This window comes from Methanoculleus sp. UBA430 (assembly GCF_002506585.1).
In the GTDB taxonomy this organism is placed as follows: Archaea; Halobacteriota; Methanomicrobia; order Methanomicrobiales; family Methanoculleaceae; genus Methanoculleus.
Genome location: NZ_DAXW01000003.1, coordinates 218396 through 231452 on the forward strand (window position 1 = coordinate 218396; position 13057 = coordinate 231452).

15 protein-coding genes and 1 tRNA gene are annotated in these 13057 nt (G+C 62.8%); 8 read left to right on the forward strand and 8 right to left on the reverse strand.

What is annotated here, in order from left to right; all coding sequences use genetic code 11:
* Nucleotides 1-14 precede the first annotated feature (14 nt).
* The gene (locus BRA49_RS02735) at nucleotides 15-362 is read left to right on the forward strand and encodes a 4a-hydroxytetrahydrobiopterin dehydratase (RefSeq protein ID WP_292383232.1); all 348 of its coding nucleotides are present in this window, start codon (nucleotides 15-17) and stop codon (nucleotides 360-362) included.
* Here the strand turns inward: BRA49_RS02735 and trxA are convergent.
* Nucleotides 359-769, reverse strand: a complete 411-nt coding sequence (gene trxA, locus BRA49_RS02740) for a thioredoxin (RefSeq protein WP_292383234.1) — start codon at nucleotides 767-769, stop codon at nucleotides 359-361. The two genes, BRA49_RS02735 and trxA, sit on opposite strands and share 4 nt — an antisense overlap.
* Before the next feature lie 163 nt (nucleotides 770-932).
* Between trxA and BRA49_RS02745 the strand changes: the two genes are divergently transcribed.
* Nucleotides 933-1007: transfer RNA gene (locus BRA49_RS02745), tRNA-Met, on the forward strand.
* Between the two features lie 224 nt (nucleotides 1008-1231).
* Here BRA49_RS02745 and purF read toward each other — a convergent pair.
* Genes purF through BRA49_RS02760 form a run of 3 tightly spaced genes read right to left on the reverse strand, consistent with a single transcriptional unit; the run spans nucleotide 1232 to nucleotide 3102 of the window.
* Nucleotides 1232-2668 carry an amidophosphoribosyltransferase gene (gene purF / locus BRA49_RS02750; protein ID WP_292383235.1) on the reverse strand — a complete coding sequence of 479 codons (1437 nt, stop codon included), beginning with the start codon at nucleotides 2666-2668 and terminating at the stop codon, nucleotides 1232-1234.
* A gap of 9 nt (nucleotides 2669-2677) precedes the next feature.
* Nucleotides 2678-2860, reverse strand: a complete 183-nt coding sequence (locus tag BRA49_RS02755; protein ID WP_082122590.1) for a 50S ribosomal protein L37e — start codon at nucleotides 2858-2860, stop codon at nucleotides 2678-2680.
* A 14-nt stretch (nucleotides 2861-2874) separates the two neighbouring features.
* A complete protein-coding gene (locus tag BRA49_RS02760; RefSeq protein ID WP_292383237.1) occupies nucleotides 2875-3102 on the reverse strand; it encodes an LSM domain-containing protein in 228 nt (75 codons plus the stop codon).
* Nucleotides 3103-3212: 110 nt separating this feature from the next.
* Between BRA49_RS02760 and BRA49_RS02765 the strand changes: the two genes are divergently transcribed.
* From BRA49_RS02765 to BRA49_RS02775, 3 genes are read left to right on the forward strand one after another with little or no spacing between them, the layout of a single operon-like run.
* Entirely contained in the window at nucleotides 3213-3710 is a 498-nt protein-coding gene (locus BRA49_RS02765) for an RNA-binding protein (RefSeq protein ID WP_292383238.1), read from the forward strand.
* Nucleotides 3711-3759: 49 nt separating this feature from the next.
* Nucleotides 3760-4137 (forward strand): cell division protein SepF, encoded by a 378-nt coding sequence (locus tag BRA49_RS02770; RefSeq protein ID WP_292383240.1) that lies wholly within the window; start codon nucleotides 3760-3762, stop codon nucleotides 4135-4137.
* Nucleotides 4137-4664: a ZPR1 zinc finger domain-containing protein gene (locus BRA49_RS02775; RefSeq protein ID WP_292383241.1), complete on the forward strand. Its 528-nt coding sequence runs from the start codon at nucleotides 4137-4139 to the stop codon at nucleotides 4662-4664. Before BRA49_RS02770 ends, BRA49_RS02775 begins: the two co-directional genes overlap by 1 nt.
* A 77-nt stretch (nucleotides 4665-4741) precedes the next feature.
* Here the strand turns inward: BRA49_RS02775 and tnpB are convergent, their stop codons facing one another.
* Nucleotides 4742-5896, reverse strand: coding sequence for an IS200/IS605 family element RNA-guided endonuclease TnpB (gene tnpB / locus BRA49_RS02780; RefSeq protein WP_292383242.1), 1155 nt, complete (start codon nucleotides 5894-5896; stop codon nucleotides 4742-4744).
* Between the two features lie 180 nt (nucleotides 5897-6076).
* Here tnpB and BRA49_RS02785 point away from each other — a divergent pair, with 180 nt between their 5' ends.
* Nucleotides 6077-6313: a hypothetical protein gene (locus BRA49_RS02785; RefSeq protein ID WP_292383244.1), complete on the forward strand. Its 237-nt coding sequence runs from the start codon at nucleotides 6077-6079 to the stop codon at nucleotides 6311-6313.
* 41 nt (nucleotides 6314-6354) lie between these two features.
* On the opposite strand, the gene purM is transcribed toward BRA49_RS02785, so the two are convergent.
* Both purM and BRA49_RS02795 read right to left on the reverse strand, forming a co-directional pair.
* Nucleotides 6355-7350: a phosphoribosylformylglycinamidine cyclo-ligase gene (purM, locus tag BRA49_RS02790; RefSeq protein ID WP_292383246.1), complete on the reverse strand. Its 996-nt coding sequence runs from the start codon at nucleotides 7348-7350 to the stop codon at nucleotides 6355-6357.
* A complete protein-coding gene (locus BRA49_RS02795; RefSeq protein ID WP_292383248.1) occupies nucleotides 7343-8731 on the reverse strand; it encodes an aspartate kinase in 1389 nt (462 codons plus the stop codon). Before BRA49_RS02795 ends, purM begins: the two co-directional genes overlap by 8 nt.
* A 72-nt stretch (nucleotides 8732-8803) precedes the next feature.
* Here BRA49_RS02795 and tfrA point away from each other — a divergent pair, with 72 nt between their 5' ends.
* On the forward strand, nucleotides 8804-10435 hold the full coding sequence (tfrA, locus tag BRA49_RS02800) for a fumarate reductase (CoM/CoB) subunit TfrA (protein WP_292383250.1): 1632 nt from the start codon (nucleotides 8804-8806) through the stop codon (nucleotides 10433-10435).
* Complete coding sequence (tfrB, locus tag BRA49_RS02805; RefSeq protein WP_292383252.1) at nucleotides 10432-11889, forward strand: fumarate reductase (CoM/CoB) subunit TfrB; 1458 nt, start codon at nucleotides 10432-10434, stop codon at nucleotides 11887-11889. Before tfrA ends, tfrB begins: the two co-directional genes overlap by 4 nt.
* Before the next feature lie 95 nt (nucleotides 11890-11984).
* On the opposite strand, the gene BRA49_RS02810 is transcribed toward tfrB, so the two are convergent.
* Nucleotides 11985-12818 (reverse strand): hypothetical protein, encoded by an 834-nt coding sequence (locus BRA49_RS02810; protein WP_292383254.1) that lies wholly within the window; start codon nucleotides 12816-12818, stop codon nucleotides 11985-11987.
* Nucleotides 12819-13057: the final 239 nt, after the last annotated feature.

Genomic DNA, 13057 nt, shown 5'->3' on the forward strand with positions numbered 1-13057 from the left:
AGAGGGATCAAGCAATGGATCTGTCGTCCGAGCCGATTCATCCGGGCATCGCAGATACGGCACCGCTGACCCGGCGGGAGATCGCCGGCCTCCTCCCGGAGGTCCCGGACTGGTCGCTCGTGGGCGGGCGCCTCTCCGCCCGGTTCGCCTGCAGGGAGTTCGCCGACGCCGCCCGGCTCGTCCACGAGATCGCCGCGTTCGCCATGCGGGAGGGCCATCTCCCCGATATCGGAATCCACGAGAACCGGATGGTGGACGTGGCGTGGTACACCTACGCCATCGGCGGGCTCTCCAAAAACGACTTCATCATGGCCGCGCGGCTCTCCGACCGGCTCCGGTCCCGGCAGGCCGGGACCCTCTAGCCGAACGCCCGCATGACCCGGGCTTTGATCGCCTCTTTCGGGAGCGCGCCGACCACCCGGTCGACGTGCATGCCGTTTGCAAAGAAGAGGAGCGTCGGAATCGCCGTTATGCTGAACTGTGCCGCAAGCCGCGGGTTTTCGTCGACGTTGCACTTGCCGAAGGTCACCCGGCCCGCAAACTCGCGCGCAAGGTCCTCGATCACCGGAGCCACCATCCGGCAGGGGCCACACCATTCCGCCCAGACGTCGATGACCAGGGACGGATGGTTCCCTATGGTCTCCCCGAACGTATTGTCGACGATCTCGATGACACCGCCCGAGGTGCCCATGACTCTGGCCTCGAGTTCCCGGAGGCGCTCCTCCCGGAGACGCTGCAGGTCGTCGTCCACCGGTCCTTTCTCTTCCATGTAGCGGAAGTATGCTTCACGCCCGTATTAAAGTTAGGGAAAATGACGTCCCGAAGGGCGACTGTGGCTGGAGGCAGTGAGCGCGAGCACCGAAGATGGCTGCCGGGTCCGCGGATAAATATATAACCCCGGAAGTACAATGTTTACTACCTCACAGATGGGAAGCGAGGTGGGGTAGTCAGGAAATCCCGGCGGGCTCATAACCCGTAGACCGATGGTTCAAATCCATCCCTCGCTATGTCCGGTTCTTCAGCGCTTTTGTACACAGCCACATCCGGTCGTCTTTCAACGATTCTTCTTTCCGGAAAGCCGACGCGCTCGCACTCGATGGACCCTAAACGGGGTCGAAACGACGCGCGCAAGCAGGGCGAACCGATCAGCATGTGGATAAGACGTTTACAGAATCCCCGAGCACCAAAAATAGGGGATTGCCTCAACCCGAGGTAATCCGGTGAAGATTTCTCAGGTCCGTTCCTTCCCGGCCCTGAAGGCCGAGAGGTCGGACTGGTGGGTGCCGGCCACGTAGTCGACGACGCAGTGACAGCTCTTCTCCCCGTTGATATCCACCGGGTAGCACCCGGTCAGGCACCCGGTGCAGAGGTTCCGATCACCGCACCCGATCGCCTCCACCAGGTCCTCAAGCGGGATGTAGGTGAGCGAGGTTGCCCCGATACTCGCCCGCACTGCCTCGACCTCCCGACCGCTCGCGATGAGCTCCGTGCGGGTGGGCATATCCACCCCGAGGTAGCAGGGGGCGATGATCGGCGGAGAGCCGACCCGGAGGTGGATCTCTTCTGCCCCCGCGTCCCGGATCATGTTCACGATTCGGCGGGATGTCGTCCCCCGGACGATGCTGTCGTCGACGAGGACCACCCGTTTGTCCTTCAGGTTCCCCCGGACGGTGTTGAGTTTGATCCTGACCGCCCGCTCCCGCTGCTGCTGGGTCGGCATGATGAACGTCCGGCCCATGTAACGGTTCTTCATCAGTCCCTCGACGAACGGGATCCCGGACCGTTCAGCGTAGCCCGCGGCATACGCGATGCCGGAGTCCGGGACCGGGCAGACCGTATCCGCCTCGACCGGGGCAGCATCATGGAGTTTCTGCCCGATCCGGCGCCGGACGTCGTAGACCAGCGTCCCGTCGATGACCGAGTCGGCGCGGGCGAAGTAGATATACTCGAAGATGCAGTACGCCGTCCGGTTCGCGGTCGCTATCTGGATGGAGGAGAGCCCGGTCTCATCGATCCTGACCAGTTCTCCCGGGCGCACGTCCCGGATGAATGTGCCGTCCAGCGCATCGATCGCCACGCTCTCCGAAGCGACGATGTAACCGCCGTCGATCTTGCCGATACAGAGCGGTTTGATGCCGAGCGGGTCGCGGAAGGCGTAAACGGTCTCGTTTAACAGCGCGACGGCGGCATAAGAACCCCGCAGGCGCCGCATGCAGAGCCGGACCGCATCCTCCATGCTCTTTGAGGTCCGGAGGGCATCGGCGATGATGCTCCCGATGATCTCGGTATCGGTCGTGGTGCAGAAGATCTGACCCCGGCGCTCGTATTCCTCCCGGAGTTCGATCGTGTTCACCAGGTTGCCGTTGTGGGCGATCGAGAGGTCGAGCCCCTGATACCGAAAGTTGAACGGCTGAACGTTCTCAGGAACTTTTGACCCTGTCGTCGGGTAGCGTACGTGTCCGATTCCGGCGTTGCCCCGCAGATCCTGCAGGGTATGGCTGTTGAAGACCTCGGCAACGAGCCCCTGGGCCTTGTGGGTGTAGAGGGTCGTGCCTTCAAAAGTGGAGATCCCCGCGCTCTCCTGCCCCCTGTGCTGGAGAGCGTACAGGGCATAGTACAGCGGAAAAGAGACACCGCCAGCATCGACGATGCCAACGATACCACACATGATACAGCTCTAATGCGTCGGTACCTTTGCCTTCTTCTCCGTCCAGCGGTAACTGCGGATTCTCCGGCTTCTGCCGAACCCGCAGGCCGCACAGACCTTGTGCTGTGCGTGGAACGAGATTTTGCCACATCGCCTGCAGGCGATGTGGGTGCGTTTCTGCCGCTTGCCCATCGAGGGTGTGCCTTTTGACATTATCTCTCACCTACTCATTCAACTGAAGGGGTAATGTAGATCACATTGTCACCGCGGACGATCAACGTGCCGAGTTTCTGCGCCGTGCCGTCCACTTCTTCTTCTGCCTTATCCAATACCAGATTCATGTGAACGTCGTATCCCTGGAGGATTCCCCGGATCTCCCTTCCACCTTTAAGGCTGATGATGACGGGCTGACGATTCAGTACCTGATCTAAAATATCCAACGGTCTTGGCGTCATATGATTACCCTGTGCCGTCCTTTCTGGAGTAATATATTTGAGTGAGGAAGCTACTTAAATATAACCGCGTTGCTCTGCATCGCATGATAGGTCCTTGAGGTCTCGATTCCATGCCGAAGATCACCGTAAAGAAACGTCACGTCATCCGAAAGTCGCAGATAACCGGGCTCCTGGACCGGCTCACCAACGAGATCGGAGCGTCGGCCGAACTCTTCCGGTCCGACCGGATCGAGCGGGTGGAGACGGATGCCCCCATCGAGATCTACCTGGTGGATAAAAAACCGCTCCTGATAGCCTCCGGGGACTGGGCCTTCCCCACCCTCCGCGGCCTCGTCGAGCACCCGATCCCCGAGCGGCGGGTGGTCGTGGATGCGGGCGCGATCAGGTTCGTCGCAAACGGCGCGGATGCCATGCGCCCCGGGATCGTCTCGATCTCGCCCGATGTCAGGGAGGGGCACCCGGTGCAGGTCGTCGAAGAGCGCTACGGCAAACCGCTCGCCGTCGGTATCGCGCTCTTTGATGCCGCCGATATGGAGCAGCAGGAGAAGGGTAAGTCGGTCAAGAGCATCCACTTTGTCGGAGACGACATCTGGAATCTCGAGATCTGAACCGATTTTAAAAGATACTATTAAATAAAATTCTTCCCTCACTTTTCTTATGGTTAAGAAGCTCTTTGACAGCATCCTCGGTAAAAGTCCCGTTAAAAACGAAGATGAATACATGGAGCTCGATCTCGCCTCATATGAAGGGTCGAGCACCGAAGAACCAGCAGCCATGTACATCAAGATCGCCACCATCGCCGACCTCAAAGATACCCCCCGCGTCAAAGACGAGGTCTACAACGGCAACATCGTCATCGTCGATATCGGGCGGCTGAAGATGGACAAGGTGACGTTCGAGCGGGTCTTAAAGGACCTCCGCGACGTGGCAAAAGACGTGAACGGGGATATCGTCGGTCTTGGTGAGCAGAAGTACGTCGTCATCACGCCGATGTCCGTCAAGGTCTCCCGCGAGAAGATCGGCGGTGGCGTCTAGTGCGGGAATCCTATCCCGGAACCTGTCCCGCGTGCGGGGGTGATATCCAGATGGTCCACCACCGCCTCGAGATCCCCCACTTCCCTGATCTCCTGCTCGTCGTGATCTCCTGCGGCGCCTGCGGCTACCGGCACACCGACACCATCATCCTCGGGGAGGGCAACCCGGTCAGGTGGACGGTGCGGGTCGAGGAGCCCGGGGACCTCGCCATCCGGGTGGCCCGGAGCACGACGGGAACGATCGAGATCCCGGAACTCGGCCTCGCGGTCGAGCCCGGGACCGCCTGTGAAGGGTTCGTCACCAACATCGAGGGGGTTCTGTCCCGCTTCGAGCAGGCGGTGGAGACAGTCCTCGCGAACCCGGAGAGCGACGAGGAGCGGGCAGCCGCACTCCAGATGCTTGATACGCTCGCCGCAGCGCGGGAGGTGGCCGTCCCGTTCACGGTCATCCTCGAGGACCCCGCCGGAAACAGCATGCTCGTCAGCGAGAAAGCCGAAAAGATGCTCCTCGATCAGGGCGAGACCTGATATTTTTCTTTTTGCCCCACCGGGTTACTGTGAACTACCCCGCCCTGAAGGACGGGGCTTCCTGCTTCATCCTTCCTCTACTGAGGCAAGTCCACAGGCTCTATGGCGCGTTCCGCACCTGCTACTCCGACAAGGTTCTGTTCTTGCAGGGCAAATTTCTTGATATTGATTGCCGCGTTGATGTCACGGTCGTGGTGAGTGCCGCAGTCGGGACAGACCCATTCCCGGTCTGAAAGTGTGAGATCCCGCTTGAGATGCCCACACTGATGACAAATCTTTGAGGAGGGATCAAACCTCCCGATCGCGAGAAGGGTCTTCCCGTATTTTCGGCACTTATATTCCAGCATCGTGAAGAACGTGCTCCACGATGCATCTCCAATGCTCAGTGCGAGGTTATGATTCTTCTGCATTCCGGAGACGTTCAACGATTCTACTGCGATTGCTTGGTTCTCGCTCACAACTCGGAAAGAGAGGTTGTGCAGGAAATCGTTTCTCTGGTTTGCTACCTTCTCGTGACACCGGGCAAGTTTCCTGATGGCCTTCTGGCGATTCTTCGATCCCTTCTTCTTCCGGGATAGTCTGCGCTGGAGGCACTTCAGCCTCCCGAGAGACTTACGCAGGTTCCTCGGGTTCCCCACCTTCTCTCCCGTCGATAGTGTAGCGAAGTCGGTCAGACCTACATCGATACCGAGCGTAGTTTTGGATGAGAACGGCGCGGGCGCGGGCGCGGGGTTCCCGTCGTCGACGAGAATCGAGACAAACCATGTCCCGGTCGAAGTGACCGATACGGTTGCCGATTTCATCTTCCCGGAGAACATCCTGTGGAAGATGGTTCTGATCTCGCCGATCTTCGGGAGTTTGATCTGATGTCGCCCGAAATTCACAGCGTAATGCTGAGGCACCTGAAAGGATTGTACCGGATTTTTCTTAGACTTGAACAGGGGAAATCCTTTCTTCTCCCGGAAGAACCGGGTGAAAGCGTTATCAAGATTCTTGTTTGCAATCTGGAGTGACTGTGAGTTGACCTCTTTGAGCCACGGGTGTTCTTCCTTGAGTGCGGGAAGGCGGTTATTCAGGTCAAAACAGGATAGTTTCTGACCATCCTGTTCGTATGCTCGGATCTTCTGCTCCAGAGAATGGTTGTACACAAACCGACAGGCATGGATGTGCTGCATGAGGAGAGGTACTTGCCCCCGAGAAGGGTACATCCGATACTTGTAGGCCTGGAGCATACGAATAATATTGGGCCTTATAATAAAATGTAGTTTCCGGTAATCTCTCCGAGAGGGTGACGAAGGGCGGCTTCGCTTTCATCCCCACCCTGAAGGGTGGGGTCTTCCCGCTCCGCCCCCTTCACCCCCACAAGATAAAGTAGGACCTCTTCCCATACGCGACACCCTGAGGTGAACAGAATGGCACGAACAATATCGGTGCTGAAGTGGGAGAGCAAAACAGAGGTCGAGAACGCCGTCCATGATATAAAGGCAGAGATGGACCGGGAAGGGGGGCTATCCAAGGAGACGGAGCGGGCGATGCAGCACTCGCTCATGGTGGCCGATCCCGACCTCACCGAGCATTTCCTGAAGCAAGTCCGGGAGCACGTCCCCGATGCGCTCCACTACTTTGAGGAGCACGGCGGCGGGGCGTAGACGCGAATATCGGACAGGTGTGAGGGGCGAGGGGAGATCCCTCACTTAATCTCGACGCCCTTCAGCCGGACGCCGGGCTCCCGTGTCACCGTGCCGACCACCCGGGCGTCGGGGATGATCGCCCGGATGGCGGCGACGCTCTTCTCCGGGGCGACGAAGGCGTAGCCCATGCCCATGTTGAAGGTGCGGTACATCTCGACGTCGCTTATGCCGCCGGCCTCCTGCAGCCAGGCAAAGATTGCCGGGACCGCGAGGGGATCGGTGACGGAGAACCCGTAGCCCGTGAGCCGCGTAAAGTTCAGGAGCCCGCCGCCGGTGACGTGGCACATCCCGTGGATTGCGCAGGCTTCCGTCACCCGGAGCACCTCGGCGTAGATCCGGGTCGGGGTCAGGAGTTCCTGCCCGAGGGTCCTGTCGTTCGCAAGCCTTGTCTCGTAGGAGGCGCAGTCCTCGACGACTTTCCGGGCGAGGGTTAAGCCGTTGCTGTGGATGCCGCTTGAGGGGACGCCGACGATGACGTCGCCGGGGACGATCGCTTCACCCGTGACGACCTTCTCTTTCTTCTGGACCCCAAGGCACGTCCCCGCAAGGTCGAGGCCGTTCACGAGCCCTTTCAGGGTCGCGGTCTCGCCGCCGACGATGTTCATGTTCGCGAGTCTCGCACCCTCGTTCAAGCCCCGGCCGATCTGGGCCATCTTCTCCGGCAAGAGGGCATCGGTCGCGATATAGTCGACGAACGCCACCGGTTCGAGGTTCATCACGTAAAGGTCGTTGACGTTCATCGCGATGCAGTCGATCCCGACGGTGCTCCAGTCACCGAGCTCGTCCGCGACGAGCATCTTCGTCCCGACGCCGTCAACCGCGAGCGCGAGGACATAGGGGCCGCAGTCGATCATCCCGGCGAAGTGCCCGACCTTCCCGAGCATTCCGAACGCACCGGTCCTCCGGTAGGTAAGCGAGTCGATCAGCGCCCGCACCGAACGGGCCTCGAGGTCGATATCGACCCCTGCTTCACGGTAGGTATGTTCTTCAGTCATCTGAGTTCTCCGAGAGACGGAATTCGTCGTGCAACACCTGCAGGGCCCGCTTGCCGTCTCCACCCTTCACGACGAACGAAACGTTCACTTCGCTTGAGCCCTGCGAGATCATCATGGTGTTGATAGAGGCCCGGCCGAGCGCGGAGAAGATCCGGCCTCCCGTCCCGGGGGTCCCGGCCATCCCCGCACCCACGACGGCGACCGCAGCGACGTCGCGATCGTAGGTGGCCTCGCGCACGACACCTTGCTGCACGATCGGATCGAGCGCGGCCATCGCGGCCTCAAGGTGGGACTCGTCGATGATGAGGGAGATGTTGGCTTCAGAGGAGCCCTGCGAGATCATCATGACGTTCACCTCCCGCTCCGCGAGCGCGGAGAAGATCGTCTTTGCAACCCCGGGACGGCCGATCATCTGCGCACCGTTGACGTTGACCAGGGCCACCTTCTCGATCAGGGCGACGGCCTTGACCACCCGCTTCTCCTGGTGCTTATCCCGGAGGATGAGGGTCCCGGGGACTTCAGGCCGGAAGGAGTTCTTGACCCGGATCGGGATATCCTTCTGCATCGCGGGCTCGACCGACCGCGGGTGGAGGACCTTTGCGCCGAAGAACGAGAGCTCCATCACCTCAAGATAGGAGATGTCGTCGAGAACCCGGGCGTCTCTGATGATCCGGGGATCAGACGTCATCACCCCGTCGACGTCGGTCCAGATCCAGATCTCGTCGGCATCGATCCCGGCGCCGAGGACGGCAGCCGAGTAGTCGGAGCCGCTCCGCCCGAGGGTAGTGACGACGCCCTGCTCGGTCGCCCCCATGAACCCCATGATCACCGGGACGGAGTCCGCAAGGAGCGGGGTTACCCGGCTCCGGATCTTCGCTTCACTCGCCGGGAGAGCGCGGGCGTCCCCGTGGTTCGCGGTCGTGACGATCCCGGCCTCGGCACCGTCGAGGGCGACCGAGGGGATACCGCGCTGCCGGAGGGCGGCCGAGACGATCGGGGCGGAAAGCCGCTCCCCGAAGGAGATGATGTAGTCGCGGGACCGGGGCGTCAGCTCCTTTAAGGTATGCACCGCGCTGAGGATGTTCTGCAGCCGGACAAACCGGTCGTCGATGACCGCGGTCGCCTCGTCTACGTAGTCGGGGGCCGCCTCCTCGAGGAGCCGGGTGTGCCGGGTCCGCATCGTCCGGAGGAGATCCCCGATCAGGGGCTGCTCCTTACTCGTTACGACCTCGTCGGTCACCGCGATGATCTGGTCGGTGACCTTCGAGCATGCCGACACGACAATCGCGACCTCGTCACCTGCTCGCCGATGTGATTCTACAATGTCTGCGACCCGCCGGATACAGTCCGCCTCTCCAACGGAGGTGCCGCCAAATTTCATTAAAAGCCTCATTCTGGCTCACGCGTCCCCTGCAATTGCTTTATGGTATTATACAACTCACCGACTAATAAGATGCTTGTAGACGAGAGTGTGGACGCGCACGTGCTGGTTATCGGAAGCGGCGGCGCCGGGGTGCGGGCTGCGATCGAGGCCTCCCGGTACGGCGGCGTTGTCCTGGTCTCCAAGACCATTGCCGGCAAGGGCGGGTGCACGACGATGGCAGAGGGCGGCTTCAACGCCGTCCTCCGTGAGGCGGACTCGATCGACGTCCACCATGAGGACACGCTGAAGGGCGGGGCGTACCTCAACGACCCGGCACTCGTGGACGCGCTGGTCCATGAAGCGCCGGAACGAATGAACGACCTCGTCCGGTGGGGTGCGGTCTTCGACGTCACCGAGGATCGCCAGGTGGCGCAGCGGCCGTTCGGGGGGCAGCGGTTCCCCCGGACCTGCTACGCCGGGGACCGGACGGGCCACGAGCTGATCATGACCCTCCTCGACCGCCTGGACGCGACGGATGCGCAGCTCTACCAGGAGGTCTCGGTCGTCGACCTCGTACCGGACGAGAACGGGGCAATCGCCGGTGCGATCGCTCTCGACCGGGACGGGAGCCCCGTCCTCTTTTCGGCCGACGCCACGGTGCTTGCAACCGGCGGGGGGACCCAGGTCTACGATATATCCACGAACTCCGCCGCCGGGACAGGGGACGGATTCGCCATGGGCTACCGGGCGGGGGCGGAGTTGATCGATATGGAGATGGTCCAGTTCCACCCCACCGGGGCGGTCTATCCCTACGACGCCCGCGGCCGCCTGGTGACGGAGGCGGTCCGGGGCGAGGGCGGGATCCTCTTAAACGCACGGCGGGAGCGGTTCATGGAGCACTACGACCCCGCCCGGATGGAACTCTCGACCCGCGACGTGGTGGCCCGGGCGATCGCGACCGAGGTGCTGGAGGGCCGGGGAACGAACCGCGGTGGGGTCTACCTCGACGTAACCCACCTCCCCGCGGAGACAATCGAGACCCGGCTCCCGGTGATGCTCGAGCAGTTCCTCGCGTTCGGCGTGGATATCCGGCGGGAGCCGATGGAGGTCGCCCCGACCGCCCACCACATCATGGGCGGTCTCCGGATCACCCCGGAGTGCCGGACGACGCTTTCCGGTCTCTTCGCCTGTGGGGAGGTCTCCGGCGGGGTACACGGCGCAAACCGCCTCGGCGGCAATGCTCTCGCGGAGACACAGGTCTTCGGGAAACGTGCCGGGGAGTCTGCCGGGAAGGCGCCAGCGCGGGGCGGCCGGGTCGACCAGACCCGGGTCGACGGGGTGCTCCGGATGCTCGACGGCTTCTTCGAGGGGGCTGCGAGCCCCGCCGCTGTCCGGAAGGACCTGAAACTCACGATGTGGAACCAGGCCGGGATCTTCCGGACCGCCCCCGACCTCCGGACGGCGCTCGGCCACATCCGGCGGCTCGCCGACCAGCGGCTCTGCGCCGCCTCGACGGCGAACCTGCTCGAATGCTGCACGGTTCGGAACATGTGCACCACGGCGTCCCTGATCGTCCGGTGCGCTCTCCTGCGACCGGAGAACCGGGGCGCCCACGTCCGGCGGGACGCGACGGTTATCACGGAGCCTGCCATGTCGCCGTTCTGCCACACCTACGTCTCCCTCGCCCGCGAAGGGATCGAGCGGCGGGAGGTCGCGGGATGAAGACGATCACCCTCGCGGTCTCGCGGTTCGACCCGGCCGTCGACGCGGAGCCGCACCTTGAAGAGTATACGGTCCGGGTGAACGAAGGCGCCCGGGTCCTCCACGCCCTCCACGCGATCCGCGACGAGCACGACCCGACGCTCACCTACCGCTACTGCTGCGGGTCGGGGCAGTGCGGGAGCTGCGCCGTCAGGGTGGACGGGACGCCCGCCCTCGCCTGCATGGCCGAGGCCCGCGACGGGATGACGGTCGAGCCGCTCGACCTCCCGGTCGTGAAAGACCTCACGGTGGATATGGAGCCGGTGATCGCAAAGATCGCCCGGATCTGTCCCTCGCCCGACGCGGGGCTCCCGGCAAAGGAGGAGATCGCGGCGATCAAGCCGCTCCGGGACTGCATCGAGTGCCTCTCGTGCGTCTCGGCCTGCCCGGCGCTCCAGGTGACCGACTTCGCCGGTCCGACAGTCCTCCGGCAGGAGATGCGCCTCGCCCTCGATCCCCGCGACTCCGGGGACCGGATCACGGATGCCATCGCAAAAGGGCTCTTCTACTGCACGACCTGCAAGCGGTGCACGGAGGTCTGCCCCAAAGAGATCGATATCCCGGGCAAAGCCATCGAGAAGCTCCGCGAGGTCGCGAACCGCCGCGGGCTGACCCTCCCCCGCCACCGGGAGGTGGCGCAGCTGGTCCGGGAGACGGGCCGGAGCGTCGAGCGGACACAACCGACGTTCCTTGAGCAGGTGCCCGAGGTGATCGAGCCCGACGGCCCGGTTCGCGGGGAGGTCGGGTTCTTCGTCGGGTGTATGTTCAACGGCCGGGTGCCGCAGACGGCGCTTGACGCGATGGAGGTCATGAAGCGCAACGGGATCCGGGTGCTCGTCCCCCACGACCAGGTCTGCTGCGGCTCGCCGCTGATCCGGACGGGGCAGACGACGGATGTCGAGGACCTGAAGCGAAAGAACATCGAGGCCTTCGCCCGGAGGGGGATCACAACCGTGATGACGATCTGCGCCGGGTGCGGGGCGACGCTGAAGAACGATTACGAGACGCCGTTTACGATCAAAGACGTCACGGAGGTCCTGACGGAGTACGGGATCGAGCCCCCGGCGAAGCTCGACGTCCGGGCGACCTACCACGACCCCTGCCACCTCCTCCGGGGCCAGGGTATCCGCGACCAGCCGCGGGCGCTGCTCTGCAACGCCGTCCGGGAGTTCGTCGAGATGCCCTCGCAGTGCTGCGGCGCCGGCGGCGGCGTCCGGTCGGGGATACCGGAAGAGGCGAAGGCCCTCGGCGCAAAGCGCGACGAGGCTGTGAAGGCGACCGGGGCCGACGTGGTGGTGACGGTCTGCCCGTTCTGCGAGTTCCATATCGCGGATTGTACAGACGTGCCGGTGAAGAACCTGGTGACGGTGCTGCTCGAGGGCTACCGGAAGAAGGACGCGAAAACAGGGGAATAGAGGCCCCGTTTCGCCCGACTATTTTCAGGCTTGTAGAGCCGCCGGGCCGTCCAGTACGCTGGAGATGTACGGGCGCCGGGAGGACCGGACCGGTATCACAACCGCACGGCGTCGATCAGACCCATTACGAGGTTCGCAAGCCGGCCCAGTCCCCGTGCCGGGGACCAGACCTCCGGTATGATGTCCCGCTCGTCGTGGACGACGTGTACGACCTTCTGCTCTCCGTCGATATCGACGGTCCCGGCCTGGCCGATGACGAACGATGTCGTGCTTGTCCGGATCGTCCCGAGGATCATATCGCCGCCGACCGTGAACGAGGCGAAACTCTCCAGATCCCCGGCGACCGTTCCCTCGAAGAACCAGATCGGGGGTGGGGCGGTTTCAAACGTGCCCGACTCGTTCTTGACGAAGGCCCGGGCACCTTCGGCGACGGGACCCGGCACCTGTTCGAGGTCGAGCACGAACTCACCACCGGGGAGCCTGAGCGTCACCGGGCTCCCCGAACCCGCGGCGGCGACGAACGCTCCCGGATCGGCGGTCACGAGGTCGTAGTTCCGGAGGGGTGGAAGGCTCGTGAGGTTCACCTCGCCGGTCGGCGGGACCGGGCTGAAATACGCAGGATCGGTCATGACCACGCCAACCGCAGGGCCGGACGGCAGGCCCGGCGCCGTCGCAGATGCAATATCGGGGAACGTCACGTTCTCATCGAGCAGGATCAGACCGGGGTGCTGCCGTGCAATCTCCTCAGTGATCGGAACCCTCTGCGGGGTTTCAATGACCGGATTGTACATCGACATGTCCCTGGGCGTGACCCACTCGTCGAAGGTATCGAGCCAGTTCGTGGTGCCCCCGGTGGAGGGCGCCGGAGCCGCGGCGGAACCCGCCGGAAGGAGGAACGCCAATATCAGGAGTATTTTAATTACCCGCATACCCGGTCACTTCATTGGTTGAGAGAGGTCTCGACATTCTTCTATAAACGATTTCTGTGTCGCGCGTCTACGCGTCGGGGCTTCCGGATGGTTCCATAGCCGGAAAACGTCAGCCATGTGCAGGAGGCAGACCGGACGGCAGGAGAGCTGACACGAGAACGACGAGTATTGATTGTTTCATCAGGCCACTGCTGGCGGGAGTGCCTGCGTAGATCGTGGCGATGGTGCCGGACGCCGCT

Bases quoted from the DNA above. Each gene is read 5' to 3' on its own strand.
- tfrB (WP_292383252.1), top strand. From the start codon at position 10,432: ATGAAGACGATCACCCTCGCGGTCTCGCGGTTCGACCCGGCCGTCGAC.
- BRA49_RS02735 (WP_292383232.1), top strand. From the start codon at position 15: ATGGATCTGTCGTCCGAGCCGATTCATCCGGGCATCGCAGATACGGCA.
- BRA49_RS02765 (WP_292383238.1), top strand. From the start codon at position 3,213: ATGCCGAAGATCACCGTAAAGAAACGTCACGTCATCCGAAAGTCGCAG.
- tnpB (WP_292383242.1), bottom strand. From the start codon at position 5,896: ATGCTCCAGGCCTACAAGTATCGGATGTACCCTTCTCGGGGGCAAGTA.
- BRA49_RS02755 (WP_082122590.1), bottom strand. From the start codon at position 2,860: ATGTCAAAAGGCACACCCTCGATGGGCAAGCGGCAGAAACGCACCCAC.
- BRA49_RS02760 (WP_292383237.1), bottom strand. From the start codon at position 3,102: ATGACGCCAAGACCGTTGGATATTTTAGATCAGGTACTGAATCGTCAG.
- BRA49_RS02795 (WP_292383248.1), bottom strand. From the start codon at position 8,731: ATGAAATTTGGCGGCACCTCCGTTGGAGAGGCGGACTGTATCCGGCGG.
- purF (WP_292383235.1), bottom strand. From the start codon at position 2,668: ATGTGTGGTATCGTTGGCATCGTCGATGCTGGCGGTGTCTCTTTTCCG.
- BRA49_RS02785 (WP_292383244.1), top strand. From the start codon at position 6,077: ATGGCACGAACAATATCGGTGCTGAAGTGGGAGAGCAAAACAGAGGTC.
- BRA49_RS02770 (WP_292383240.1), top strand. From the start codon at position 3,760: ATGGTTAAGAAGCTCTTTGACAGCATCCTCGGTAAAAGTCCCGTTAAA.
- BRA49_RS02810 (WP_292383254.1), bottom strand. From the start codon at position 12,818: ATGCGGGTAATTAAAATACTCCTGATATTGGCGTTCCTCCTTCCGGCG.
- tfrA (WP_292383250.1), top strand. From the start codon at position 8,804: ATGCTTGTAGACGAGAGTGTGGACGCGCACGTGCTGGTTATCGGAAGC.
- trxA (WP_292383234.1), bottom strand. From the start codon at position 769: ATGGAAGAGAAAGGACCGGTGGACGACGACCTGCAGCGTCTCCGGGAG.
- purM (WP_292383246.1), bottom strand. From the start codon at position 7,350: ATGACTGAAGAACATACCTACCGTGAAGCAGGGGTCGATATCGACCTC.